The 24,818-nt window shown below is 71.6% G+C and carries 21 protein-coding genes; 10 read left to right on the top strand and 11 right to left on the bottom strand.

The window, feature by feature from the left end:
• Nucleotides 1–77: 77 nt before the first annotated feature.
• The 5 genes from JIG36_RS35080 to JIG36_RS35060 are packed head-to-tail and all read right to left on the bottom strand — an operon-like array spanning nt 78 to nt 4,292.
• Complete coding sequence (locus JIG36_RS35080; protein WP_203380722.1) at nt 78–902, bottom strand: helix-turn-helix domain-containing protein; 825 nt, start codon at nt 900–902, stop codon at nt 78–80.
• Between the two features lie 30 nt (nt 903–932).
• Nucleotides 933–2,123 carry an ABC transporter permease gene (locus JIG36_RS35075; RefSeq protein WP_203380721.1) on the bottom strand — a complete coding sequence of 397 codons (1,191 nt, stop codon included), beginning with the start codon at nt 2,121–2,123 and terminating at the stop codon, nt 933–935.
• Entirely contained in the window at nt 2,120–2,776 is a 657-nt protein-coding gene (locus tag JIG36_RS35070) for an ABC transporter ATP-binding protein (protein WP_203380720.1), read from the bottom strand. The genes JIG36_RS35075 and JIG36_RS35070 overlap by 4 nt, the downstream gene beginning before the upstream one ends.
• Nucleotides 2,773–3,810: a peptidoglycan-binding protein gene (locus JIG36_RS35065; protein ID WP_203380719.1), complete on the bottom strand. Its 1,038-nt coding sequence runs from the start codon at nt 3,808–3,810 to the stop codon at nt 2,773–2,775. The genes JIG36_RS35070 and JIG36_RS35065 overlap by 4 nt, the downstream gene beginning before the upstream one ends.
• On the bottom strand, nt 3,810–4,292 hold the full coding sequence (locus tag JIG36_RS35060; RefSeq protein WP_203380718.1) for a hypothetical protein: 483 nt from the start codon (nt 4,290–4,292) through the stop codon (nt 3,810–3,812). The genes JIG36_RS35065 and JIG36_RS35060 overlap by 1 nt, the downstream gene beginning before the upstream one ends.
• An 88-nt stretch (nt 4,293–4,380) precedes the next feature.
• On the opposite strand from JIG36_RS35060, the gene JIG36_RS35055 reads away from it, so the two are divergent.
• The 4 genes from JIG36_RS35055 (at nt 4,381) to JIG36_RS35040 (ending at nt 9,427) form a co-directional block, all read left to right on the top strand.
• Nucleotides 4,381–5,031, top strand: a complete 651-nt coding sequence (locus JIG36_RS35055; protein WP_203380717.1) for a response regulator transcription factor — start codon at nt 4,381–4,383, stop codon at nt 5,029–5,031.
• Nucleotides 5,028–6,194 (top strand): sensor histidine kinase, encoded by a 1,167-nt coding sequence (locus JIG36_RS35050; protein ID WP_203380716.1) that lies wholly within the window; start codon nt 5,028–5,030, stop codon nt 6,192–6,194. Before JIG36_RS35055 ends, JIG36_RS35050 begins: the two co-directional genes overlap by 4 nt.
• Nucleotides 6,195–6,488: 294 nt before the next feature.
• The gene (locus JIG36_RS35045; protein ID WP_203380715.1) at nt 6,489–7,478 is read left to right on the top strand and encodes a GGDEF domain-containing protein; all 990 of its coding nucleotides are present in this window, start codon (nt 6,489–6,491) and stop codon (nt 7,476–7,478) included.
• Nucleotides 7,479–7,660: 182 nt separating this feature from the next.
• Entirely contained in the window at nt 7,661–9,427 is a 1,767-nt protein-coding gene (locus tag JIG36_RS35040) for an AfsR/SARP family transcriptional regulator (protein WP_203380714.1), read from the top strand.
• Between the two features lie 47 nt (nt 9,428–9,474).
• Here JIG36_RS35040 and JIG36_RS35035 read toward each other — a convergent pair whose 3' ends face one another.
• Both JIG36_RS35035 and JIG36_RS35030 read right to left on the bottom strand, forming a co-directional pair.
• Nucleotides 9,475–9,828 carry a hypothetical protein gene (locus tag JIG36_RS35035; protein WP_236048822.1) on the bottom strand — a complete coding sequence of 118 codons (354 nt, stop codon included), beginning with the start codon at nt 9,826–9,828 and terminating at the stop codon, nt 9,475–9,477.
• An 11-nt stretch (nt 9,829–9,839) separates the two neighbouring features.
• Nucleotides 9,840–12,701 (bottom strand): hypothetical protein, encoded by a 2,862-nt coding sequence (locus tag JIG36_RS35030; protein WP_203380712.1) that lies wholly within the window; start codon nt 12,699–12,701, stop codon nt 9,840–9,842.
• Between the two features lie 361 nt (nt 12,702–13,062).
• Between JIG36_RS35030 and JIG36_RS35025 the strand changes: the two genes are divergently transcribed.
• Together JIG36_RS35025 and JIG36_RS53595 are read left to right on the top strand one after the other, a co-directional pair.
• A complete protein-coding gene (locus JIG36_RS35025; protein WP_203380711.1) occupies nt 13,063–13,920 on the top strand; it encodes a phytanoyl-CoA dioxygenase family protein in 858 nt (285 codons plus the stop codon).
• A 130-nt stretch (nt 13,921–14,050) separates the two neighbouring features.
• On the top strand, nt 14,051–15,016 hold the full coding sequence (locus JIG36_RS53595) for a carboxypeptidase-like regulatory domain-containing protein (protein ID WP_203380710.1): 966 nt from the start codon (nt 14,051–14,053) through the stop codon (nt 15,014–15,016).
• Nucleotides 15,017–15,058: 42 nt separating this feature from the next.
• Here the strand turns inward: JIG36_RS53595 and JIG36_RS35015 are convergent, their stop codons facing one another.
• From JIG36_RS35015 to JIG36_RS52600, 3 genes are all read right to left on the bottom strand, one after another.
• Complete coding sequence (locus tag JIG36_RS35015; RefSeq protein ID WP_203380709.1) at nt 15,059–16,111, bottom strand: DUF1989 domain-containing protein; 1,053 nt, start codon at nt 16,109–16,111, stop codon at nt 15,059–15,061.
• Complete coding sequence (locus tag JIG36_RS35010; RefSeq protein WP_203380708.1) at nt 16,108–17,442, bottom strand: uracil-xanthine permease family protein; 1,335 nt, start codon at nt 17,440–17,442, stop codon at nt 16,108–16,110. The genes JIG36_RS35015 and JIG36_RS35010 overlap by 4 nt, the downstream gene beginning before the upstream one ends.
• Before the next feature lie 84 nt (nt 17,443–17,526).
• The gene (locus JIG36_RS52600) at nt 17,527–20,157 is read right to left on the bottom strand and encodes a putative bifunctional diguanylate cyclase/phosphodiesterase (protein ID WP_203380707.1); all 2,631 of its coding nucleotides are present in this window, start codon (nt 20,155–20,157) and stop codon (nt 17,527–17,529) included.
• 140 nt (nt 20,158–20,297) lie between these two features.
• On the opposite strand from JIG36_RS52600, the gene JIG36_RS54690 reads away from it, so the two are divergent.
• Entirely contained in the window at nt 20,298–20,495 is a 198-nt protein-coding gene (locus tag JIG36_RS54690) for a BTAD domain-containing putative transcriptional regulator (RefSeq protein WP_203380706.1), read from the top strand.
• On the opposite strand, the gene JIG36_RS34995 is transcribed toward JIG36_RS54690, so the two are convergent.
• Entirely contained in the window at nt 20,461–21,030 is a 570-nt protein-coding gene (locus JIG36_RS34995; protein WP_307873036.1) for a TetR/AcrR family transcriptional regulator, read from the bottom strand. The two genes, JIG36_RS54690 and JIG36_RS34995, sit on opposite strands and share 35 nt — an antisense overlap.
• A gap of 141 nt (nt 21,031–21,171) precedes the next feature.
• On the opposite strand from JIG36_RS34995, the gene JIG36_RS34990 reads away from it, so the two are divergent.
• From JIG36_RS34990 to JIG36_RS34980, 3 genes are all read left to right on the top strand, one after another.
• Nucleotides 21,172–21,972 (top strand): siderophore-interacting protein, encoded by an 801-nt coding sequence (locus tag JIG36_RS34990; RefSeq protein ID WP_203380704.1) that lies wholly within the window; start codon nt 21,172–21,174, stop codon nt 21,970–21,972.
• Between the two features lie 22 nt (nt 21,973–21,994).
• A complete protein-coding gene (locus JIG36_RS34985; RefSeq protein WP_203380703.1) occupies nt 21,995–24,076 on the top strand; it encodes a 2Fe-2S iron-sulfur cluster-binding protein in 2,082 nt (693 codons plus the stop codon).
• A gap of 66 nt (nt 24,077–24,142) precedes the next feature.
• The gene (locus JIG36_RS34980; RefSeq protein ID WP_307873035.1) at nt 24,143–24,814 is read left to right on the top strand and encodes a VanZ family protein; all 672 of its coding nucleotides are present in this window, start codon (nt 24,143–24,145) and stop codon (nt 24,812–24,814) included.
• Nucleotides 24,815–24,818: the final 4 nt, after the last annotated feature.

Genomic DNA, 24,818 nt, shown 5'->3' with positions numbered 1-24,818 from the left:
CCGCCCGTCCGGCTTAAGTAAGGCTTGCCTTGCCTTACGGAGGCTAGGAGATGATCATGATGTCGGCAATCCCGCACTCAGGACAGCGGATACGGGATTCCGGACATGACCGCTCCCGGGGTCACGTTCATGACCCGCCGGAACGCGGCGATGAACGTGCTCGGCTGCGAATAGCCGAGCCGCTCGGAGACGCTCCCCACATCGACGCCCTCGGAGAGCAGCTTCAGCGCCTCATGGACCCGCAGCGCCTGCCGCCACTGCGCGAACGACAACCCGGTCGCCTCGCGGAAGGCCCGGGTGATGGTGCGCTCGCTCACCCCGAGCTGCGCCGCCCACTCCGGCAGACCGCGGTCGTCGGCCGGGTTGCCGAGCAGCGCCTCGGCGATCGTGTCGATCCGCGGATCGCCGGGCAGTTCCAGGGCGAACTGCCGCTCCGCGGGGTCGAGCACGTCGAACACGACCGCCTCGGTCCGCGCCCGCGCGCCGGCGTCGAGGCCGGTGCCGGCCAGGCGCAGCAGCAACGACTCCAGCAGGGGAGTCACCGCGATCGAGGTCGGCCCGGCGAACTCGACCGGCGTCCGCTCCGGCGCGAAGAAGGCGTCGTGCAGCTCGGCCGCCGCCGTGAGCCGGCCGCCGTGCACCACCCCGGCCGGCAGCCACAGCCCGAACCCCGGCGGCACGGTGAAGATCCGGTTCCCGATGCGCGAGGTCAGGGTGCCGCCGCGCACCCACACCAGCAGGTGCATCGGATGCGAGTGCGGCGACCACTCGGTCGGCACCCCGGGCACCTCCGACTCGGCGACGATGGTGAGCGCCGCCGGGGCGCCGTCGGGCACCGACACCCCGCGCCGCACCACCGTGCCCGGGTCACGCCGCCACGTGCCCAGGCTGAGATCCCCCACTCCGCGGAGCGTACGCGCCGGCGGGGCCGGTCAGCGGGCCAGCGCCTCGGTCGGGGGCAGGCGAGCCGCCCGTACGGCCGGATAGAGGCCCGCCACCACCCCGACCAGGATCGTGGCGGCCAGACCGCCGGCCGGGGCCCAGAGCGGGATCGCCACCGGCCAGGACCGCCACCACGACCAGCCCGCCGTGACCAGCGCCCCGATGACCGCCCCGGCCAGGCCGCCGACCGTGGACAGCAGCAGCGACTCGGTCAGGAACTGCTGGCACACGTGCGAGCCGGTGGCCCCGAGGGCGCGGCGCAGGCCGATCTCGCCGCGGCGTTCCAGCACCGAGATGACCATCGTGTTGGCCACCCCGACCCCGCCCACCAGCAGCGCCACCGCGCCCAGGCCGAGCAGCAGGCCGTTGAGCGCGGCGTCGGTGGCCCGGGCCGCGGCCAGCGCGTCGGACGGGCGCGACACCTTCACCTCGTTGGGCGCGGCCGGGTTCACCGTCGGCCCGAGCAGGCTGCGCACCCGCTCCACGGCCGCCTCGTCGGATCGGGTGTAGACGGTGGTCGGATGGCCGTCGAAGCCCAGCGACGAGACCGCCGTGGACCAGTCGACCAGCGCCGCCAGGTCCAGTTCGGGCGCCAGCGGCGAGGCGGCCAGGATGCCGACCACCGAGAACCACCGGCCGCCCAGCCAGACCCGGCCGCCCGGGGTGTGGACGCCGAGCCGTTCGGCCGCAGCCGGGCCGAGAACCACGGTCGGGGTTCCCGGCCTGGTGGTGGTGAGCCAACGGCCCCGGGCCATCCGCGCGTCGAGGGTGGTGAGCAGGTCGGGCCGTGCGGCCAGGACGGCGATGCTGCCGTGCTCGGCGGCCGGGATGAACTCGTTGCGGTAGACACGGGCACTCAGCTTGCCGGTGGCGCTGACCGCCCGTACGGAGGGAATCCGCCCCACCATCGCGAGCGACTCCTCCGGCAGGGCCGCGTCTTGGCCGCTCAGCGTCTGACCGGGCGAGGCGGTCAGCAGGTTCGTGCCGAGCGCGGCCAGCGCCCGGTCCAGGTCGGCCCGGCTCGACGCCGAGATGCCCACCACCGCCAGCATGGCCGCGATGCCGATCGCGATCCCGGCCGCCGACAGCACCATCCGCAGCGGCCGGGCGCGCAGTCCGGCCGCCCCGAGCCGCAGCACGTCGGCGCCGGCCAGCCGGGCCGGGCGGAGACGATTCGTCATGCGGTGACCAGCTTTCCGTCGCGCAGCGCCACCCGCCGGGGCAGGGCGGCCGCGATGTCCCGGTCGTGGGTGATGACGACCGTGGTCGTGCCGGCCCGGTGCAGGTCGTGCAGCAGCTCCATGACGACCGCGCCGGACGCCGAGTCCAGGTTGCCGGTGGGCTCGTCGGCCAGCAGCAGCGCCGGATCGGCCACCACGGCCCGGGCGATGGCTACCCGCTGCCGCTCGCCCCCGGACATCTCGTGCGGGCGGTGATGGGCGCGGTGGATCAGCCCGACCCGTTCCAGCGTGGTCGCCGCCCGGGAACGGCGTTCGCGGCGGCGGACCCCCGTGTAGAGCAGGCCGTCGGCGACGTTGTCGAGCGCGGAGACCCCGGACGAGAGGTGGAACTGCTGGAAGATGAAGCCGATCGTGCGGGCGCGCAGCGTGGAGAGGGCCCGGTCGGGCAGCGCGGCGATGTCGTGGCCGTCGATCCGCACGGTGCCGGCCGACGGGCGGTCGAGTGCCCCGAGCAGATGCAGCATCGTCGACTTGCCGGAACCGGACGGCCCGACCACGGCCAGCAACTCACCCGTCGACACCGACAGCGACACGCCGTCCAGGGCGGTCACCCCGCCCGGGTAGACCTTGCGGACGTCGCTCATCGTGATCACGCCGGCATCCCGACCGTCATGCCCTCGGCCAGACCGTCCCCCCGCACCTCGACCTTGCCGTCGGCGAACAGACCCAGCTCTACCCGTACGGATCGACGGGTCCCGTCCTCGACCACCTCCACGCCGTAGCCACCCTGGGCCAAGGCGACCAGCGCGGCGACCGGAACCGTGAGAACGTTCTTCCGCTGCTCGCTGACGTACGTGACGGTGACCGGTCCCTCGCGCAGCCTCCCGGCCCGGCCCGGGTCGGCCAGGGCGACCGTCACCGGGACCGTGGGTTCGGCGCCCGGATCCTCGGGCTCGGCCTTGGCCCCGATCGCCGCCACCGTGCCCGCGGTCTTCTTCCCGTTGGGCAGCGTGACCGTCACCTTGACGCCGGCCTGCACCCAGCCCGCCTTGTCGGCCTCGACGTCGACCGTGACCACCGTTTCGGCCCCGGTGTAGGTCAGCACCTCGCCGGTGGCCGGGGCGCCGAGCCGGACCGGCAGCGTGGCCACCCGGATCGGGCCGTTCGCGACGACCACCCACGACGGGTCGACCACGCCGTTCTCGTCGCGTCCCAGGTCCTTCTGCCAGCGCCGGACAGCCCGGGCGGTCATCGCGGTGTACTCGTCGTCGACGGTGAAACCGCCGTACCCGAGGTCGCGCAGATTGCGTTCCAGCAGGGCGACGTCCGGGCCCTCGGCGCCGGGACGCAGCTCGCGGTAGACCGGCAGGACCCCGTACAGCAGAACGACCGGCCGATCGTCGGCGCGCAGCACCTGACCGCCCCGCTCGACGGTGGCGCCGGGCTTGGGCAGCCACGTGACGGTGCCGGGCGCCTTCGAGGTGATCGGGACCGCCTCGCCGTATCCGAGCTGCCCGTCGACCGTGACCGACCCCGACAGGGTCTCGCGCTCGACCGTGGCCGTGGCCCCGGGCGGCGGGGGAGTCGCGGCCGGGGCGTCGCCGGAGCGCAGCAACACCGCCGCCGTGCCCGTTCCGCCCGCCACGACCACGGCCACCGCGGCGCCGATGACGGTGCGACGCCGCATCAGCCCACGCCCATCATGGGAACCATGCCGCCGCACTTGTCGCCCGCCGCTTCCATCTTCTTCATGTCGACGGTCGTCCCGGAGAGCGACACCGCGCCCGTCTCCGGGTCGGGGTCGGGGAAGTCCGGCAGTCCGTTCTCGCGCATGCACTTCGACAGCTCGCGCGCCTTGGCCAGGTCCTCGGCCGAGATCTTGCGGGGTTCGTCCATGGCCGGGGCCAGATCCCGGCACTTCTCGGCGGCCGCCTCCACGTTCTTCATCTCGGGCGAGTCCGCCTTGATCCCGGGCATCGAGAGCACGCCGTCCGCGTTCGGGTCGGGCATGTCCACGCCGTTCGCCCGCATGCATTTCGCGTACGCGCGCAACTGGGCGTTCTGATCGGTGGCGGAGGCCGACGGATTCGGCGCAGCGCTCCTCTCGGACGGGGAGCAGGCGGCGAGGGGCAGGGCCAGGAGCATCAGGGGTACGAGGAGTTTTCGCATGCGGCCCAGCACACCCGTCCGGCCATAAGATCATCATCAGCGCGGACGCTTACAGGATTCTTATAGCCGGGCCGGTAACCATGTCCCGATGCGTGTTCTGATCGCCGAGGACGAGGTCGTGATGGCGGAGGCGATCGCCGAGGGGCTGCGGCTCCAGGCGCTCGCCGTCGACACCGTGCACGACGGTGACATGGCCCTGCAGCGGCTCGCGGTCAACGAGTACGACGTGCTGGTGCTCGACCGGGACCTGCCCCGCGTGCACGGCGACGACGTGTGCCGGGCAGTCGCCGGTGGTGACGTCCGCATCCTCATGCTCACCGCCGCCGGCGACCTCACCGACCGGGTCCGCGGCCTCGATCTGGGCGCGGACGACTACCTGACCAAGCCGTTCGCCTTTGCCGAACTGGTGGCCCGGGTCCGCGCCCTGGGCCGCCGGGCCCGTCCCGCCGCGCCGCCGGTGCTGGAACGGTCCGGTCTGCGCCTGGACACCGCCCACCGCGAGGTCTTCCGCGACGGCCGGGTGGTCGGGTTGTCCCGCAAGGAGTTCGCCGTGCTGGAGGAGCTGCTGCGCGCCGACGGCGCCGTGGTCACCACCGAGCAGCTGCTGGAACGGGCCTGGGACGAACACACCGATCCGTTCACCAACGCCGTACGGGTGACGATGATGACGCTGCGGCGCAAGCTCGGCCCGCCCCAGGTGGTCGAGACCGTCACCGGAGTGGGGTACCAGATCCGATGAGCCACCGCTGGACCGTCCGCCTGCGCCTGACCGTCCTCTACGGCGGCCTGTTCGTGCTGGCCGGGGCGGCACTGCTGAGCGTCACCTACGTGCTGCTGGGACAGGCGCTCAACCGCCAGCCGGTGAGCGCCGCCGCGGTGCTGGCGATCGCCGGGACCCCGTCCGACGCGTCCTCGGTCGCCGCCGCGCCGGCCCAGCCGGTGTCCGAGCTCATCCGCAGCACCGAGGTGGCCCACGACCTGCAGGCCGAGTTCCGTACGGCGACCCTCGAGTCCCTGCTCCAGCAGGGCGGGCTGGCGCTGGCCGTGGTCGGTGCGGCCGGGGTGTGGGCGGCCTGGCTCGCGGCCGGCCGCACGCTGCGCCCGCTCGCCGAGATCACCGCGACCGCCCGCCGGGTCGCCGGGCGCAGCCTGCACGAGCGCATCGGCATGACCGGGCCGCACGACGAGCTGCGCCGGCTGGCCGACACGTTCGACGAGATGCTGGCCCGGCTCGACGCGGCGTTCGCGGCGCAGCGCCGGTTCGCCGCCAACGCCTCCCACGAGCTGCGCACCCCACTGGCGATCAACCGCACCCTGATCGAGGTCGCGCTGGCCCACCCCGACCCCTCGCCCGACGTGCGCCGCCTCGGCGAGACCCTGCTGGTGGTCAACGCCCGGCACGAACGGCTGATCGACGGCCTGCTGCTGCTCGCCCGCGGCGACCAGGAACTGGCCGGCCCGGTGCCGGTCGACCTCGCCGCCGTCACCGCCCACGTGGTCTCGCTGGTTCCGCCCGGCCCGGTGGCGGTGAACGTGACGACGTCGCCGTCGGCCGTGACCGGCGACCCGGTGCTGCTCGAACGCCTGGTGCAGAACCTGATCGAGAACGCGGTCGCCTACAACGTCGCCGGCGGGTCGGTCACCGTGACCTGCGGGCCGGGCGAGCTGACGGTGACCAACACCGGGCCGTTGATCGCCGCGTTCGAGATCCCGGGGCTGTTCGAGCCTTTTCAGCGCCTGACCGACCGGGTCGGCTCGGCGACCGGCACCGGCCTCGGCCTGTCGATCGTCCGGGCGGTGGCCCGCGCCCACGGTGGCACGGTGACCGCCGAACCCGGGCCGTCCGGCGGGCTGGCGGTGCGGGTCCGCCTGCCCGCAACCGGACGGCAACCGAGCGGATAACCGGGCGGCGACCCCATGACAGGCAGGCTGATGCGGTGAGCCGTGACCCGCTGCGCAGCCTTCGCCTGTCGTTCCTGCTGTGCATGCTGCCCGTGTCCGCGATGGCGCTGGTGCACGCGGGCATGACCGGCACGACGCCGACAAGGCTGCTCGTGGCCGCCGCCGTGCTCGCGTTCGTGCTGGCCGGACGCTTTCTCGAGTACCGCACCGGCCGGTTGGCGCCGATCACGGCCGACCTGCTGGACCTGGCCGCGCTCTGGGTCGCGCTGGTCGCGGTCGGCAAACCTCGACCCGGTGCTGTGCCTGATGTACTTCCTGCTGTTCTTCCGCGCGGTCTCCGGGCCCCTGCGCCGCCTCGTGCCGACGGTCGCCGGATTCGTGGGGCTCACCGTCGCCGTGCCGCTGGTGGCCGGGATCAACATGCAGCCGGGCGCCACCGCCGGGATGTTCGTCACGTTCCTCGTCTATGGCATGCAGGTGCTGCTGCGGCGTCTCGAGGGGCAGAGCCGGGAGCGCGCCGAGCTGCTGCGCCGGCTGCCGTCCCCGGTGATCGTGGTGGACGGCGACGGCGGGATCGTGCTCATCAACCCGGCCGCGGCCGCCCTGACCGGCGAGATCAACGAGCTTTCCGCGTACGGGGATGACGGCGCACCGGTCGACCTGTGGCGCCTGCCGGCCGGGGTGACGGGTCTTGAGCTGCGCCTGGTCCGCGGGGACGGGGTGTGCGTGCGGGTGCTGGTCGAGACCGTGCCGGCCGAGAACGGCACGATCCTGGCCCTGGCCGACGTGACCGCGCGGCGCGACTACGAGGAGCGGCTGCAGCGGGCCGCTTTCCACGACGCGCTGACCGGGCTGCCCAACCGGGCCCTGCTGTGGGAACGCTTCGAGACCGTGGTCGCGGCCGGGGAGCCGTACGCGGTCCTGCTGATCGATCTTGACGGTTTCAAGGCGGTCAACGACACGCTCGGGCACCACGCCGGTGACGACCTGCTGCGCGGGGTGGCCGAGCGGGTGAGCGGGGTGTGCGGGCCGGCCGCGACCGTGGCCCGGCTCGGCGGTGACGAGTTCGCCGTGCTGCTGCCCGGAGCCGGCGCCCCGGAGGCGGAGCGGACGGCCGAAGCGGTGCGGATGTGTTTCGACGAACAGTTCGCGGTGGACGGGGGAGTGGCCCGCGCGGGCGGCAGCATCGGCTTCGGCCTGGCCGGCCCGGGACAGTCACCGGACGAGGCCCTGGCCGCCGCCGACGCCGCCATGTACCGGACGAAACGGATGAGCCGCGTCTGACGCCGAGGGTCCTTTTTGCACGGTGGTACGCGTACGAACCGTGTCGCTTTTGCCTCTGTCGCGAGAAGGCAGGCCGTTCGCGGGGTAGCGAGGCCGGGTCGAGGTGTCTACGGTCTGGTCAGGTTTGTCGAAGCGTGGGCCCTGTTCGCGCCCGAGGGCGGCGTTTCACGGGGGAGGTGAGCATGCGATATCAGATCCTCGGTCCGCTGCTGGTGGAGCACGAGCAGCAGACCCGGCCGGTGACCGGGGGCAAGGTCCGGACCATGCTGGCCGCGCTGCTGCTGCACGCCAACCAGCAGCTGTCGGTGGCCCAGCTCGCCCAGCGCATGTGGGCCGGCGACGCCCCCCACTCGATGCGCCGCGTGGTGCAGACCAACATCGTGCGGCTGCGCCACGAACTGCCCTGGCCCGGCTCAGTGGTCACCGGCCCGGCCGGCTATTCGCTGCTGGTCGCGCCCGGCGAGCTCGACCTGCACGAGTTCGACCGGCTGGCCGACGAGGCCGCGGCCGCCCCCGCCCTCGACGCCGAGGCCCGCCTGCTGCGCGCGGCGCTCGACCTGTGGCGCGGCCCGGCCTGCGCCGATGTGGCCTCGCCGTGGCTGCACGAGATGGACCTGCCCTCGATCGACGAGCGCCGGCTGCTGGCCCTGGAACGGCGCATCGAGGTCGACCTGCTGCTGCACCGCACCGACGGGGTCGTCCCCGAGCTGCGGCAGCTGACCGTCGAACACCCGTTCCGGGAACGCTTCTGGGTGCAGCTGATGGCCGCGCTCTATCGGCAGGGCCGCCAGGCCGAGGCGCTCAGCGCCTACCAGACCCTGTCGCACCGCTTCATCGACGAGCTGGGGGTCGAACCCGGCGCCGAACTGCGCGAGGTCCACCAGCAGATCCTGCGCGGCGACGGCCTCCACCCGCTGCTGGCCGAGGGAACCACCCCGGTGCAGGTCGTCCCGCCGGCGCCGGTCGCGGTGCCCCAGTCGCTGCCCGCTGGGGCGCCCCGCTTCGTCGGCCGGGCCGAGGAGTTCGCGACCCTCGACTGGCACCGCGACGAGGAGGCGGCGGTGCTCGTGCTGGACGGGCCGGCCGGCATCGGCAAGTCGGCCCTGGCGCTGCGCTGGTTGCACGACAACGCGGCCGACCACCCCGACGGCCGGCTCTATCTCGACCTGCGCGGCTATGCCGACGAGCCCCCGATGGAGGTGTCCGAGGCGTTGGCCGCCCTGCTCGAGGAGCTGGGCGTGGCCGCGGCCGAGATCCCCTGCGAGGCCACGGCCCGGGCCCAGCTGTTCCGCACGCTCACCACGAACCGGCGGATGGCCGTCCTGCTCGACAACGCGCTCGACGCCGACCAGGTGCGCCCCCTGCTGCCCGGCCCCGGCACGACCACGGTCGTCACCAGCCGCAACCAGCTGCGCGGCCTGGTGGTGCACGACGGCGCCGTGCGGGTGACCGTGCCCCGCCTGGAACCGGCCGAGGCGTCGGCCCTGCTCGGTCTGCGCCCCGGCACCGAAGAGGCGACCCGCCTGGCCGAGTTGTGCGACCGCACACCGCTGGCGTTGCGCATCCTGGCCGAGCGCATGGCCCGCCTGCCCCACGTGTCCCCGGCCTCCTGGGCAGCCGAGCTGTCCGACGAACCGCACCGCCTGGCCGCCCTCGACGCGGGCGACGGCGCCTCGGGTGACCTACCCCGTTCGCTGTCCTGGTCCTACCGCCGCCTCGACCCCGAGACGGCCGACCTGATGCGCCGCCTGGCCACCCACAGGAGCCGCGCGTTCTCGACCGAGGGTGCGGCCGAGGCGGCGACGCTGCCGGTCCCCGCCGTCCGCCATCACCTCGACCGCCTGGTCGGCGTGCACCTGGTCGAGCAGATCTACCACGACCGTTACCGGGTTAACCCGCTCGCGGGCTTGTACGGCCGCCATTGCGCCCTGCTCGACCCCGCCTGCTGAGCGGGCGTCCTAATCGCCCTCGCCTGCTGATCAGGGCGCCCCGGCGGTCAGGTGCCGAAGATGTCCTGTCGCGCGCTGCCGGATCCGCTGTCGCTGATGACCGGGGAGTCACCCAGGACGGTCGGCTGCGGAGGATCCTCCGGCTTGCGTGGAGTCTGCGGATGTTCGAGGACAAGCCGGAGCACCAGGAACACCGCCATGCCGATCAGCAGCCCGATGGCGTACCAGCCGAACGCGTCCCCCGCCGTCGGATCGTAGAGCTGCGTCACGGCGCCACCACCGACGGCGGCGACCACGGCGGCGATGTCGGAGATCGACGAGCTGTCGGTGCGGATCAGGGTGCGGTAGGCGACGTAGCCGATGACGATGCCGAAACAGCACGCTCCGAAACTGACGACCATCATGTCTCCTTCTATGGGGTTCGGACGGCAAGCGCCGGCACGACCGCGCCGGCGCTGCCGAAACAGGTGAACACCAGGCCGAGCGGGTTGCCGTCGGCCATGAGTTGCGATCGCCAGTAGCGCAGGGCCTCACCGGCGCCGCGCTCCGCGAGCGCGGGCACCAGCTCACAGGCCAGCTCGCCGGCCAGCCGGGTGTCGATCTTTCCCTCGGTGGCGATGACGGCGGCGGCCCCGGCGCTGGACAGGCTGGATACGAAGCTGTGCATGTCGTCGAGGCCGGTGCGTCCGGTGTCGCAGCCGAGCAGCAGGATGATCGGCCGGTAGGGCTTCTCCCACCGCCGGGTCCCGTTCGTCCGTTTCGCCGTGCGCAGGTTGGCCGTGTCCAGGTACTTCTCGGTGGCCCGCACGTAGATGCGCGGGTGGCGCGATTCGGAGTCGACCAGCGCGGTCGTCAGGTGGCCGACGACCACCAGCACCGCGGGACGGCGGTGCGGATCCCACAGCCGTACGAGCAGCGACTGGTCGGCGGTCAGATCCTCGCACCGACCGGGGCCGAGGCCCTTGGCCAACGTGTCGATCATCGTCATCGCCCAGTGATCCTCATGGACGAGCCCGACCGTGCTGACCACCGTCGGGAAGTCGTCGGCGCCGGACACCGAGGTGATGTAGTCGTCGGCATCCTGCTGCGCCACGAGTTCCTCGACGACCAACCGGATCCCCCAGAAGCCGCGGACGCAGAAATTCCCGGTCGTGGGACCGCAATCGCACACCTGCCCGCCCCGTACGCCCCGGCAGACGACCGCGGCCTCGATCTCGGCCACTTTCCCCGGCAGGTCCCAGTCATAGAGCATCGCCCACGGGAACGCGAAACCCGGCACGAGCCGGACGACCTGCAGAGTTCCGGTGGTAGCGGCGGCCACCTCGTCGAGCTTGTCCTGCACCTGCTGCTGCTCGTCGAAGAACTTCCCCCACAGGTCCTGCCCGCGAAGCGCCATCGCCTTGATACGCCTCTCGAACGTCTCGGACGGGACGTGACCGGCCGAGTCGAGCAACGCGAACACGTCGGCCATCTGGTCCCGCAGGAAATCGCGAGCCGGCTTGATATGCGACTCGTTCAGCCGGACCGCCCCGCCGGTGTCGCCGAACATCAGCCGGTGGCTGCCGTTGTTGTCGTCGTTGGTGGCGATGCTGAGCAGACGCGGTGGGATGTCGTCGAGATCGCGCAGTTGCCGGCGTCGGCTGTAGACCAGCTCGGCGCGCAGCACCGGCCGTCCCGCGTCCCCTTCCTGACTGTCCAGGGTGATCCGCAGCGCGAACGCCTGCAGGATGTGCCCGCGATGGTAGATGTGCACCCGGACGAGGCAGGAATCCCCGCCGGTGGGCATGCGCAGCCGGAAGTCGAGAATCTCGCTGGGCCCCATCCGGGGCAGGGAGAGCCGCTGCGAGGGCTGGTCGAGGATTTCGGCCGTGCTGGAGAAGACGGCGACATCGAGGGCGTGCTCGGCCTCGGAGGTGGGCGGCAGGATCTGGCCGATCGGAAGTGCGCCGGCGTCGACGAGGTCGGTCGGCCAGTCGATCCCGATACCGACGTGGAGCGCGTAGGTGCGGCCGTGCGCGAGAACCGCCCTCTCGTCGATGCGGTAGACGCGGAAGCCCGCGGAGGCCGTCCGGTCGTGTGTCAGCCAGAGGGTGGCGCGACGCTTCTGTGACTGGACAAGGTCGTCAAGAGCATCGGGCTGTGCGGCGATGGCGCGTCCGGCTGTGTCGATCATCTGCCGTTCCGGTTGCGCCAACGCCCACGCATGCTCCGCCCGCGCCAGGTCGGCGAACCCGGACGACTCCCGCAGGAACTCGAAGTCGATGGTCTGGGCACGGTCCGCGGCGATGTTCAGTTGGTCAGCCGGCGGCACCAGATAGGAGAAGGCGCTCGCGGACGGCCGGCCGACCGAGTGGTAACGCGGAAGGTCGTGGGTTCGGTCCTGGAAGCTCTGCACGGCCGAGGACAGCCGAAGGTCATCCAGTCCGGCCGGGGTCGTGCGCAGGGTCGCAGAGATCCCGAGATCGGCTGCGGCCGTGGTGACGGCCTCGTGCAAGGGCAGGTCGTGGGTGAATTCCCGGAGAAGCCGCCCGGCGAAGACGGCCGGCCCGACCTCTGCCTCCGGGTCCAGCATGACCAGCGAGGTGCCGGCCGGCAGCACACCGGGATCGACCGGGCCGACGGCCACGACGACGCGCGGCCGCAGATGGAGGACCGCATCGGATGACGAGGACAGTTCCGCGGCCGAGGTGACCAGAACGTCGGCGCTGACATCAGGATCGATCCCCGCGGTGTATCGGATCCGCAAGGCCGCTTGCCGTTCCTCGTCGGTGAGCGTCGAAACCAGACGGCCGGCCGAGCCGGTGAGGTCGTCGTGATCCGCGGTGGTCACGACGACGTCGAACGGCAACGAGAACGCCGGGTGACCGCCCGGCCGGGACTCGGGCATGAGGACGATCCGGCTGTCGTTCAGCCCGATCGTCTCCAGAACGCGACGGAGCCGGTCCCGGGTCGCCGGCCAGTCCGACGGCACCGGCCCGTTGACCAGAACAGCGAGCCTGGTCACGTCGTCCTCGTGCTCGAGCGCGGTCGGGCGCACGATCGGCAGGCGGGCGAGCATGCCCAGCAGGAACTGGGTCGCCCGCGCGGGCCAGAGCACCTGGCCCGGAGGTCCGGCCGAGGGGAACGGCACCCACTCCGATCCCAGGGGCGGCGGGGGAGCCGTCAGAGCGGGTCGCACCTGCTCGCCGCGGCTGTCGTCGTACCAGACGAAGACGTCGCTGTAGGCGGTGTTGAGGGTGAGCCGCACCCAGTCCGTTGTGGCGGCTGCTGCCATGACTGTCCCTAGGGTCGCCCCCGTGGCGGCGCCTCTTCTCGGGCGTAAACCATTCTGCGTCCGCGCTTGCCGGCGGCGGATCACAATGTCGGCCGGTTGTCAGACGGGACGCGTCGGACCGGTGCCGCCTTTTATCCGTGAATTTCGATCTTTGCCGGATCGGCCGGGCGGGCCCGGGCGAAGTGGGCGGCTTCAGTTCGGCTTCATTGTGGTTTCACGGGGGCCGGATCGGAAGAATTCTCCGATCTGGCCGTTGCTTCGATCACCCCGGCCCCTCAAGCTTCACTGCACGTGCAACGGGGGAGCCGAATCCGGCTTCGTTGCCATCGGTATATACGACGAGCAATCGGATGAGGGATCAATGGCCAGCGAGCTGAATGTCGACGTGAGTGCGTTCTGGGAGAACGGTTACCAGATCATCCGCAACGCCTACTCACGCGACGAGATCAAGCGTATCCGTGAGGCGGCCATGGCCTCGCGTGGCCGTGGGCCCGGCGACCTGCTCTCCAACCCGAAGATGCGCAACGTGCTGGTCGACGGGCGTTTCGTGTCGGTCGCCAAGCAGCTCCTGGGCAGCGACGACATCTGGTACTCGGGCGACAGCTCGTTCACGATCAATTCCAGCCAGCGGGGCTTCCACAAGGACAACGTGGACCGCAAGGATCCCAAGGGGCCGGACTGGAAGGGTCGCTACACGCTCCTGCGGTTCGGGATCTACCTGCAGGACCACTACTCCCACACGGGCGGATTGAATCTGCGCGCGAAATCGCACAATACGACCGACCACGCGTACGGGAAGAACATTTATGTCCGTACGCGTCCCGGTGATCTCGCCGTGTGGAGCATGCGCACGACGCACAGCGGCAACGGCGCTCTTTACAAGTTCCCCCGGTGGGTCTTCCCGGAGCCCAAGGACGTTCCGAATCTCCCGAAGTGGCGGGTGGCCAAGGCCGACGGCGACCGGGTTGCGGTGTTCGCCGCGCTCGGGCTGGACGACGCCCACCACCACCGCTACGTCGAATACATGAAGACCCGCACCTACATGGTCAACTCCTTCCGGGCGTCGATCTACGACGAGGAGACCCGGCAGGAGGCCAAGAGCGCCGGCCTGAACATCTGGGACGTCGCCGGGGAGATCGAGGGCGACGACACGGTCGGCCAGAACGTGGCTTGGGAACCCATCCCGTACGAGGTCGGGGCCGAGAAGCGCGCCCGGTAAGACGGACTCGCCCGGGTAGTCCTTTTCGGACACTACTGGCTTCGTGCCATTCGGCGCCCTCGTCCCTGGCGGGGGACGGGGGCGTCAATAGTTTCTTCCGTACCACCAACGTACGGAAGAGGAGCACCAAGTGCAGTTGTCTCGAGTTCGCCGCCGGTCCGTCCTGGCCGCCACCCTGGCCGGGGTCGTGGCCGCCGGCACCGCAGCCGCGCCGGCCCTGGCCGCCGACCCGACCGGCAGCATCGCCGGTGTCGTCCGCGACACCCGCGGGGCCGTCGTCCCCGGCGCCGCCATCGGCGTCTACGTCACCCCGTCCAGCGACGCCGTTCAGGAGCTGCAGGCCGACGCCCGCGGCCGGTTCACCATCACCGGCCTGAAGACCGGCAGCTACAAGGTCCGGATCGGCCTCGGCGGCTGGGCGGAGTGGGCCCCGGGCCGCGTCAGCGACCCCGACCAGGCCCGGACCTACCGGGTGCGGGCCAACCGCACCACGGACGCCGGCAGCGTCGTCACCGCGACCGGCATCATCGCCGGCCGGTTCTTCGGCCCGGACGGCACGCCCGCCGCGAACGCGGCCGTCAACATCACCAACGTGAACACCGCCGCCGAGCACGGCGGGGTCACCGCGGCCGACGGCACGTTCCGCATCAAGGTCCAGCCCAACCAGACGTTCATCGTCAACTACGCGGTGGGCGCAATCGGTCAGTACGTGCCGCACACCTTCGACTCGGCCCAGGCCACCCGGTTCACCGTCCGGTCGGGGCAGACCGTGCGTGTCACTGACCAGGCCGCCGCTCTGGCCGGCATCTCGGGCCGCCTGACCGACGCCGCGGGGGCGCCGGCCGGGGGCGTCAACGTCAGCTTCATCAACGTGGACACCATCAACCAGTCGGACACCACCACGGCGGCCGACGGCACGTACGACTTCAGTGGCCTGCTGAAGCCGGGCAACTACAAGGTGCGGTTCAGCGCCGGCGGCAACCGGCAGTACGCGTACCAGCAGCCCGACTACGACTCGGCCACGGTCATCACGGTGACCTCGGGTGAGACGGCGGTCGTCGACGACCAGCTCTCGTGGGTCATCGCCCCGCAGTAATCAGCGGATCAGCCGCCCCGGTCGCCAAGGCCGGGGCGGTTTCTATTCGTTGCCGGCGAAGGCGCCCAGCCGTTCGATCGCCGAGGACAGCGTGATGTCGCGCAGGGCGGCCGCGTCGTCGCCCGGATACAGATCGGTGTTCCGGGCGCGGGCGAAGCGGGCCTCGTCGATCTCCACCTCGACGTCGGCGGCGCGCAGCGGCAGGTGCGGGAACGCGGCCACATAACTGCGATCGCGTTTCAGAGGCAGAGCACCACGGCCCTCGTACGGCGTAGGGAGGCCGAGCACCACGGCCCGGTCCCGTGCGGCCCGGGCCCGATCGGCGTCCTCGGGAAGGCCTTCCTCGACCGTCACCCGTACGGGCCGAAGTCCGTAGTTGCTGCAGTTGGACAGGTCGTCGCCGCACACGTTGGGCACGACCAGCAGATCCAGCAGGGCCACGAACTCGATGTAATCGCCCGGCCGGGCCCGGTTCGACCGGATGACCGCCTCGCCGTCGGGGCCGGTTCCGGTGTGCATGAACAGGTTGAGCGACTCGTGCAGGTCCCACAGGTCGAGGCCGTACTCGCGCTGGGCCTCGTTCTGGATCTCCTGACAGTTCGTCCGGTCGTGCACGCCGAAGAAGGCGCTGTAGATCAGGCGGCTGCAGAACGGGAACTGGGTGTCGGTCGTGGCCGTGCCGCCGACGATCGCGATGATCGGGCGTTCCCACGGGGCGTTCGACCACAGCACGTCGCCCGGCCCCGGGTGGAGGCCCTGCATCCCCCGGGTGCGCCCGACGTGCAGGCGTTCGCGGCGGTCGCCCAGGGCGAAGACGTTCATGTCGACGCACTGGTGGCCCTCGATCTGGGCGATCCGGACGACCCGTCCCGCGACGACCTCGAACGCCTTACCGGTTCCGGGTTGCAGGATGCGTTCCTCCACGACCGTACGGGCGGGTGGGTCTGTGCTCGGGGAAAAGGCGAGCGGCGAAGGAGCGGGGGCGTCTCGCACGGCGGCGCGGACGAGTTCGCCGATGTCGGCCAGTTCGGAGTCCCGGTCGACGACGGCTTGCAGGAAAGCATGTTGCTGGTGGTTGAGCCGGAGCGTGGTCACCGGCGGGCCAGCACCGGGCGCAGGCCGTAGTTGACGGCGGCGTTGAGCACGATCAGCAGCACCGCGCCGAACATCATCGGGGTCGTGACGAGCGCCCGGGCCCAGTCCGGCATGGTCGCGACCATCGCCTCGGGCAGCCACTGCCCGCCGAGCGCGAGGATGAACGCGGTGCCGGCCACGGTGAGGTTGAGGTCGTCCCAGTCGACCGTGCTCATCATCTGCACGCCGCTCATCGCGATGATGCCGAACAGCACCGTGGACGCGGCGGCCAGCACGGCGCTCGGCAGACCCGCGACGAACGTGCTGAACACCGGCAGGAAGGCCAGGGCGATCGCGATGCACCCGGCCGCCATGGTGACGAACCGGCTGCCGATGCGGGTCACGCGGACGATGCCGGCGTTCTCGGGGTAGGTGGCGGTGCCGATCCCGCCGAACAGGGCACCCACCACCGATCCGGCGTATTCGGTGAACAGGCCGCGGTTGATGCGGTCCCGGGTCAGTTCGGCGCCGCCCCAGCGGGAGACGAGGGTGTACATGCCGACCGCCTCGGCGCTCGACTCGAGGAAGGCGAGCAGCATCAGCAGCACGGCCGGCCAGGCCAGCGCGAACCCGAACGGCAGCAGCGAGGGCGGGCCGATCAGCGAGACCCCGGACAGGTCGGGAACGCTCCACAGCCCGGTCACCGCGGCCAGCACGGATCCGACGACCATGCCGATGATGACGGCGGCGCGCCGGACCAGCGTGCCGCCGCCGAACAACAGGCAGGCCACGACCGTGAGCAGGGTGGCCAGGCCGATCCAGAACAGGTCCCAGCCATAGCCGGGTGCGCCCTCGGCCCCGAACCAGGCGGGCAGGCCCAGGGTGGCGAGCTGGGCGCCGATGATGATGCACATGGTGCCGTAGACCAGCGGGTCGGTGGCGAAGCGCAGCACGTGGATCAGCACCCCGAACCGCGGGATCGGGATGGTCAGCAGCATGAAGATCAGCCCGGCCACGATCATCGAACCGAACGCGGCGTCGAGTCCGTAGGCGGCGCCGGACGCGAGCACGGCGGCGAAGAAGGCGGCGGTGGGTCCCTGCACGACGGGCAGCCGCACGATGCGGCTGGACTGCAGCACGGTGACGACGCCGGCCAGCAGGAACGACGCCTGGATCATCGGGGTGACTTCGCCGGTGGCGAGGCCGAGGGTGATGCCGATGAGCACCGGGAAGACCCAGATCGCGGACAGGGTCAGCAGGTGCTGCACGGCGAACAGCAGCAGTTTGGGCGGAGCGACACGCTCGTCGAACCCGACGTCCAGCACAGGCCGGCGTTCAGCTTCTACATCCACGGCTTTCTATGCTAGGGCTTCGGGCCCGTTCAGCCGAGCCTCGGATCTGCGGCGGGTTTCGGCGACGTTCAGCCGAGCCTCGGATCAGCGGCGGGCTTCGGCGACGTTCAGCCGAGCCTTCATGTCGGCGGCCGGCATCGGGCGCGCGAAATAGAAGCCTTGGGCGCGGTCGTAGCCCAGCGCGGCCATCCGGGCCGCCTGCTCCGCGGTCTCCACGCCCTCGGCCACCGCCTGCACGGCGAAGGCCCGGGCCATCTGGGCCACCGCGTCGGCGATGGCGTCCGAACCACCGGCGTCGGGCACGAACGAGCGGTCCAGCTTGATCTGGTGCACCGGGCAGGTGGCGAGCAGGCTGAGCGTGGACGCGCCGGTGCCGAAGTCGTCCAGGGACAGCCGTACGCCCAGATCGCGCAGACCCTGCAGGTTCTCGCCGGTCGCGCCGCCGCCGACCGCCACCGACTCGGTGATCTCGACGGTGAGGCGGTGGGCGGGCAGGCCGCTGTCGCGCAGCGCGGCCGCGACCACGCCGGGGAAGCCGGGCTCGCGCAGCTGCCGCGCCGACACGTTGACCGACACGGTCTGCTCGCCGGGCCAGGTGGCGGCCTCGCGGGTGGCGGCGCGCAGCACCCAGGTGCCGAGCGGGACGATCAGGCCGGACTGCTCGGCGGTCTCGATGAACGCGCCCGGGCCGACCAGCCCGTCGGTCGGGTGCTGCCAGCGCACCAGCGCCTCGGCGCCGGTGATCCGGCCCTCGGGCAACGTCACCACGGGCTGGAAGAACACCACCATCTGGTCCTCCATGATGGCGGTGCGCAGCGCGGCCGTACGGCGGTTGCGCTCGGCGCCGCGGGCCTCCATGCCCGCCGTGTACCGCTGGCAGCCGCCCTCGCCGCGCTCCTTGGCCGCGTACATGGCGATGTCGGCCCGCCGCAGCAGGTCACCGGCGTCGTCGCCGCCGTGGCCGTCGACCACGCCGAAGCTGGCCCGCACGGTCATCGGCTCACCGTCGACCACGGCCGGCTCGAGCAGGGTGGCCGCGATCCGGGTCAGCACCTGGTCGACGTCGGCGCCGGCCAGCCCGTCGAACAGGATGGCGAACTCGTCGCCGCCCAGCCGGGCCACCGTGTCGTCGGGGCGCACGCAGGAGCGCATCCGCTGGGCCACGTGCACCAGCAGCGCGTCGCCGGTGGCGTGCCCCAGGGTGTCGTTGACGAGCTTGAAGTCGTCCAGGTCGACCAGCACGATGCTGACCGGCTGGTCCGCGGTGGTCCGGGCCACGGCGGCGGCGACCCGCTCACCGAACAGCGCCCGGTTGGCCAGGCCGGTGAGAACGTCGTGGCTGGCCTCGTAGCTGAGCCGGTCCTGCACCTGGCGGGTCTCGGTGATGTCGCGGGCGTTGCCGACGATGCCGCCGACGCTCGGCTCGTGGGTCAGGTTGACCATGATCGCCTCGAGCCACCGGTACGTCCCGTCGGCGTGCCGCAGGCGCAGCTGGAACGTCGCCGTGTTGCCGGGCGCGGCCGCCACCGCCTGGAACCCCTCCCGGGCGGCGAGGTCGTCGGGGTGCAGCCGCGGCGTCAGGTCGGTGCCGATCAGCTCGTCCGGGTGGAGGCCCAGAACGCCCTCCGAGGCCGGGCTGACGTAGGACAGGGTGCCGTCGGGGGTCGCGATGGTGACCATGTCGGTGGAGTTCTGCACCAGCAGCCGGAACCGCTTCTCCTGCACGCCGATCCGGGCCAGCAGCGCGTCGTTGAGGCGGAACGCGATGAGCTGGCGCACCACGACCAGCACGGTCAGGGCGACCGCGACGCTGTCGATCAGGATGCCGTCCTTGGTGCCCCGCACGTTGTGGTAGACCACCATGGCGTCGACCGCGGCGATGGCCACGTACGGCATGAGGTTGTAGCCGCGCGGAGCACGCCGCGGACGGCCGCCGGCCGCGGTGTCGACCACCTGCATGCGGGCGCCGACCGCGGCCGCGAAGGCGGCCAGCGGCAGCACGAGCACCAGCAGGTTGCCCGTTGTCGGCCGCGGGTCGAAGAAGCTGATGGCCGAGCCGAGACCACCGGTCAGGGCCGAGGCGCCGATCCAGTGCAGCCCGCGCCGCGCGAACGAGTCGACGCCGGAGAGCACGACCTTGGCCGCCAGATAGACGCCGTTGAGCCCGGCGCCCATGATGACGACCGCCGCGATCACCCGGCCCACGGTGACCCGGCCGTCGGCGAACTGGTAGGACGCGGCGAAGTGCCAGATGAGCAGCCCGGCCGCGGCCGACAGGGTGCCCAGGTCGAGCGCGACGCCGAGCTTGCGGGCCCGGCTGCGGGCGCTGAACGGCAGGCCGACCAGCGGCCAGGTCAGCGCGACACCGCCGATGATGTGCAGCACGACCGAGGCCGGCCGCAGCCAGTCGCCGGCGCCGAGCTCGAACAGGATGCGCAGAACGGCGACGCCGACGAAGAACCAGGTGCCGATCTCGACCGTACGCCAGTAGCGCCGCACCACGGGCGACGACGCGGGATCGGTCTGCACCCGCCGGCACAGCACCTGGGTCACACCGATGATCGCGATCATCAGGAGCCAGTTCAGCGGTGCCGGCCACAGCCGCCCGACCTGCTCCTGCCACAGGAACACCACGACATTGGCGATCGACAATGCCGTGACGACCTGGAACGCCCGGTCGGCGAAGAGCGGCCGGCGGCCGTACGCGGTGGGCACGTCTTACCATCGGCGTCGCGCGCTCAGAGGTGAGTTGCGGGCCGGGAGCTAGCCATGACGGGTGGCGGCCAGATCCGGGGTGAAACGCTCGATCCGGCCGCGGCCGGCACCTTTCGCGCGATAGAGGACGAGTTGGCGTTGTGGATCAGCGCCCGCTGCGCGAGAGCGCTCAACGGGCCCTGGCCCAGGCCCATCTCGCGGCCGGCAACGTGGCCGACGCCCGCCGCACCTACGACGAATACCGGTCGCGGCTGCGGCGGGAGCTGGGGTGTGGAGCCGAGCCCCGAGTTCACCGTGCTGGTCTCAGGGGCCGCGTAGGTAGCGGGTCACCATGGTGACCAGCTCGGTCTCGAACGTCTCGACCGCGATCGTGCGGGGCGCCGCCATCAGCTTGTGGGTGTTCATCTCGATGGTGAACTGGATGAGCTCGGCCGCCACGCCGACGTCGGCCACGGTCACGTCGGGGTGGCGGGACAGCAGGTCGCGCACCTGACCGACACGGATCTTGCCGTGGCGGTCGATCGTGTCGAGCAGTTCCTGCGAGAACTTGGCCTCCTCGACCATGATGCGCAGCAGCCGCGGGTCGTCGCTGTGGTTGTCGATCGCGTCGCGCACCATGGCCCGCACCGCCGTCTCCAGGCTGCCGGGCGACATGTCGAGCTCGTCGGCCTGCATCCAGGTGCCGCGGTCGATGTGGCGCACCAGCAGCGCGGCCAGGATCGCGTCCTTGTTGGGAAAGTACTGATACAGCGAGCCGATCGAGACGCGGGCGTGCTCGGCGATGTGGTTGGTGGTGCCGGCGGCGTAGCCGTGCTCGGCGAAAATGTGAGCAGCCGACGCGAGAATGCGCTCGCGGGTGAGCTCGGCGCGCACCTGGCGAGGCTTGCGACGTGGCTGAAGACGGCGGTCGGCCGACGGCATCCGAAGTCCCCTTCCGGGCGCGAAAAGCGAGTAGCCAGAGAGTTGAATTATTGCTCACAATAGTGGTGTGAGCTGCAATAACAAGGTTACCCAGTGATTCCCAAGGTCCAGCTGCCGGCCTCCCGCCGCATGATCACGCTGGAGGTGCGGCGGCGCGAGTTCCTGACGCCGGGCTTTGCGAGCGTCACCCTCGGCGGGCCTGATCTGCGGGATCTGATCGTCGCCGGCAACGACCAGGCCGTACGTCTGTTCTTCCCGCGCGAGGGGCAGGCGGCGCTGCGGATGCCGACGGTGTCGAACGAGGCGTGGATCGCCCAGCTGCTGGTGCTGCCCAAGGCCGTACGGCCGTGGGTGCGCAACCTGACCATCCGGAGCGCCCGTACGGCGTACGGGGAAATCGACATCGAATTCGCGGTGCACGGCGACTCGCCCATGTCGTCGTGGGTGCGCCGGGCCGAGGTGGGCAGCCCGGCCGGCATCTTCGACATCGGCACCATGTACCGGCGGCCCGACGAGATCGACGGGCAACTGCTGGTCGGCGACGAGACGGCGCTGCCCGCGATCCTGGCGATCCTCGAGGGCACACCGGCCGGGCTGCCGACCGAGGCGTACATCGAAGTGGCGACCGCGGCCGACATCCGGGCGTTGGAGACGCCGGACCACGTACGCATCCACTGGTTCAGCCGCGACGACACCGATCTGCGGCCCGGCGCCCGGGTGCTCGACGCTCTGCGCGAGGCGACGCTGCCGTCCGGCCGGTTCTATACGTGGGCCGCGGCGGAGTCCCGGCTGGCCACCTCGGTGCGGCGGCATCTGGTCAACGACCGCGGCGTGGCCAAGCGGGACATCTCGTTCTTCGGCTACTGGCGAGCCGGCCGATCCGCCCCGGGCTGAGCATCGGTCTGAGAGGAAATCCATGGCACTGCACCAACTCACTACCACCGACGAGGTCGAGGCGATCATCGGCCGCCCGGCCGCGGTCATCATGCGCAAGCAGATCAGCGCCCTCGACGACGGCTGCCGCACGATCCTGGCCCGCTGCCCGATCGCCGCGTTCGGCTACCGGGACGCCGCCGGCACCAGCCGGACGACGTTCATCGGCGGCACCCCGGGTTTCGTACGGGTCCACTCGCCCACACGCATCTCCTTCGCCGGCAACGGGATCGCGTACGGGCCGGTCTCGTTCTTCTTCCTGCTGCCCGGCGTGGGTGAGGTGCTGCGGGTCAACGGCACGGCCACCACCCACCGCGGATCCCGGGCCGCCGTGGACATCACCGAGGCGTACGTGCATTGCGCCCAGGCCGTTCTGCGCTCCGGCCTGTGGCAACCGCCGGCCGCCGCCGAACCGGCCGCCGAGGTCGCGGGTGACGGACCCCTGAACGCGTCCGGCATCGCCGATTTCCTGTCCGCGGCCCGGTTCCTCGCACTCTCCACATGGGACTCGAACGGCGGCAGCGACACCAGCCCCCGGGGCGACCAGCAGGCCGTGGCACGGATTCTGAACGGCCGCACGCTCGTCATCCCCGACCGTCGTGGCAACAAGCGCGCCGACTCCCTGCACAACCTGCTCCAGGACGACCGGTTGTCGCTGGCCGCGCTGGTTCCGGGCCGCACCGGCGTGCTGCACGTGCGGGGGAGGGCCGCGATCACCGACGATCCCGAGCTGCTGCCGGCCATGGCGCTGCGCGGGGTCGTGCCGCACGCGGCGCTGCTCATCGACGTCGAGTACGCCGAGCTGACCGGCAACGACGCGGTGGCCCGCTCCCGGATGTGGAGTCCCGGCGCCCGCCTCACCCGCGACGAGCCGCCCGACCTGATGGCGCTGGCCGGTCAGCATCTCGCCACCAGCGGGCGGTCGGCGAAGGTGCTCAAGGCGGTCACGGCGATCCCGGGGCTGACCCGGCTGATGCGGTTCGCGATGGACCGCGCCTATCGGTCGGGGCTGGCCAAGGAGGGCTACGAGCCGATCGCGGCCGACCCGCGCCGGCTTCCGGGGGCCGAGATCAAACCCGATTTCCCCGTACGGCCGGTGCGTGTGGCCGAGGTGCGCCGCGAAACGCCGCAGGCCGTCACTCTGGTGCTCCAGGACGAGGGCGGGCGCCCCTTCGACTTCCGGCCGGGCCAGTTCTTCACGCTGGTGGCCGACGTCGACGGCCGGCCTATGCGCCGGGCCTACTCGGCATCGTCGGCGCCCGGCTCCGCCCGCCTCGAAGTGACGGTGAAACTCGTGGCGGGCGGCCGCTTCTCGACCCACGTCCACAAGGGACTCGCGGTCGGCGATCGTCTGGAACTGCGCGGGCCGTCTGGAACGTTCCACGCCGCGCCCTCGGGCGACAGCGTGCTGATCGCGGCCGGCAGCGGCATCACGCCGATGATGAGCATGATCCGGGCCGGTCGGGGCCGGGCCGCACTGCTCTACAGCAGCCGCAACGAGGACGAGATCATCTTCGCCGCCGAGCTGGACCGCCTGGCCGCCGAGGACCCCGGTCGGCTGTCGGTCACCCACGTGCTGACCCACCGGGACGGGCGGCTCGACGCGGACGGCGTCCGGCGCTGGGTCACCGGCCTGGGCCCGGCGGCAGACACCCGCTACTACGTCTGCGGCCCGGAACCGCTGATGGACCTCGTCCACGGCGTGCTGGCCGGGCTCGGCGTTCCCGGCGAACGCGTGCACAGCGAGCGCTACACCAGCGGCACCGACGCCGAGACGGTGACGACGGTGCCGCAGGAGATGACCGTCGAGCAGGACGGGCAGCCGAGCCGTACGGTGGTGGTCGAACCCGGCCAGACCCTGCTCGACGCCGGCCTCGCCGCCGGACTGCCGATGCCGCACTCGTGCACGGTCGGCAACTGCGGCGACTGCATGGTGCGGCTGCGCGCCGGTGAGGTCGCCCAGAACACGCCGAACTGCCTGACCGAGCAGCAGCGGGCCGACGGCTATGTGCTGACCTGCGTGGGCTGCCCGCTGTCGAAGGTCACCCTCCAGATCGGCGACTGACGGGTATCGCGGGCGTATGCGTTTTTGGATACGCCCCGGCAACGGGCCGTCGGCTTCGATGGTCGGGTGAATCTCAGTGCGCGCCGGACGGTGCTGCTTGGTCTGGTGCTGCTCGGAGTGTCGGGGGCGCTTTACGCCGTACGGAAACCGCTCCTGATGGCTGCTCCGACGTGCTTGGCCGGGCGGTGGCACGGCTGCTACGACACCGAGAACGGCATCGTGCTCATGATGCTGGTCGGGCTGCCGGTGGCCGCCCTGGTGGTGGGTGCGCTGGCGCTGGCCACCTCCGACTGGCGCCGGGCGGTGGCCGAGGTGGGCCTGGTCTACGGCACCGTGCCGCTGGTGTGGCTGACGCTGATGCCCGGGCCGGGAGCCGGCGTCGGGCCCGGCCGGGTGAGCCTGATCCCGCTGCAGGACCTGATCACGATGGGTCCGCTCGGGATCGGGGGCAACCTGCTCATCCTCGCGCCGCTGGGCTTCTTCGCCCCGATCCGGTTCGCGGCGCTGGCCTCGGTGCCGCGGATCCTGGCCCTCGCGGCCGGCTGTTCCCTGCTGATCGAGGTCTCCCAGTACGTGTTCCGCCTCGACCGGGTCTCGTCGGTGGACGACGTGCTGGTCAACGCGGCCGGCGCGGTGCTGGCCGGGCTGGCGTCGCGCCGCTGGTGGCGTACCGGCGCCGGCCCGGAATCCCCTCGCGAACGGCGCACCCGCGCCGGCTCGTCCGCTTCGGCAGACTGACACC

Source organism: Paractinoplanes ovalisporus, assembly GCF_016834655.1.
In the GTDB taxonomy this organism is placed as follows: Bacteria; Actinomycetota; Actinomycetes; order Mycobacteriales; family Micromonosporaceae; genus Actinoplanes; species Actinoplanes ovalisporus.
The sequence above is the reverse complement of the archived record's forward strand: the minus strand, read 5'-3'. Positions and strand labels throughout refer to the sequence as shown.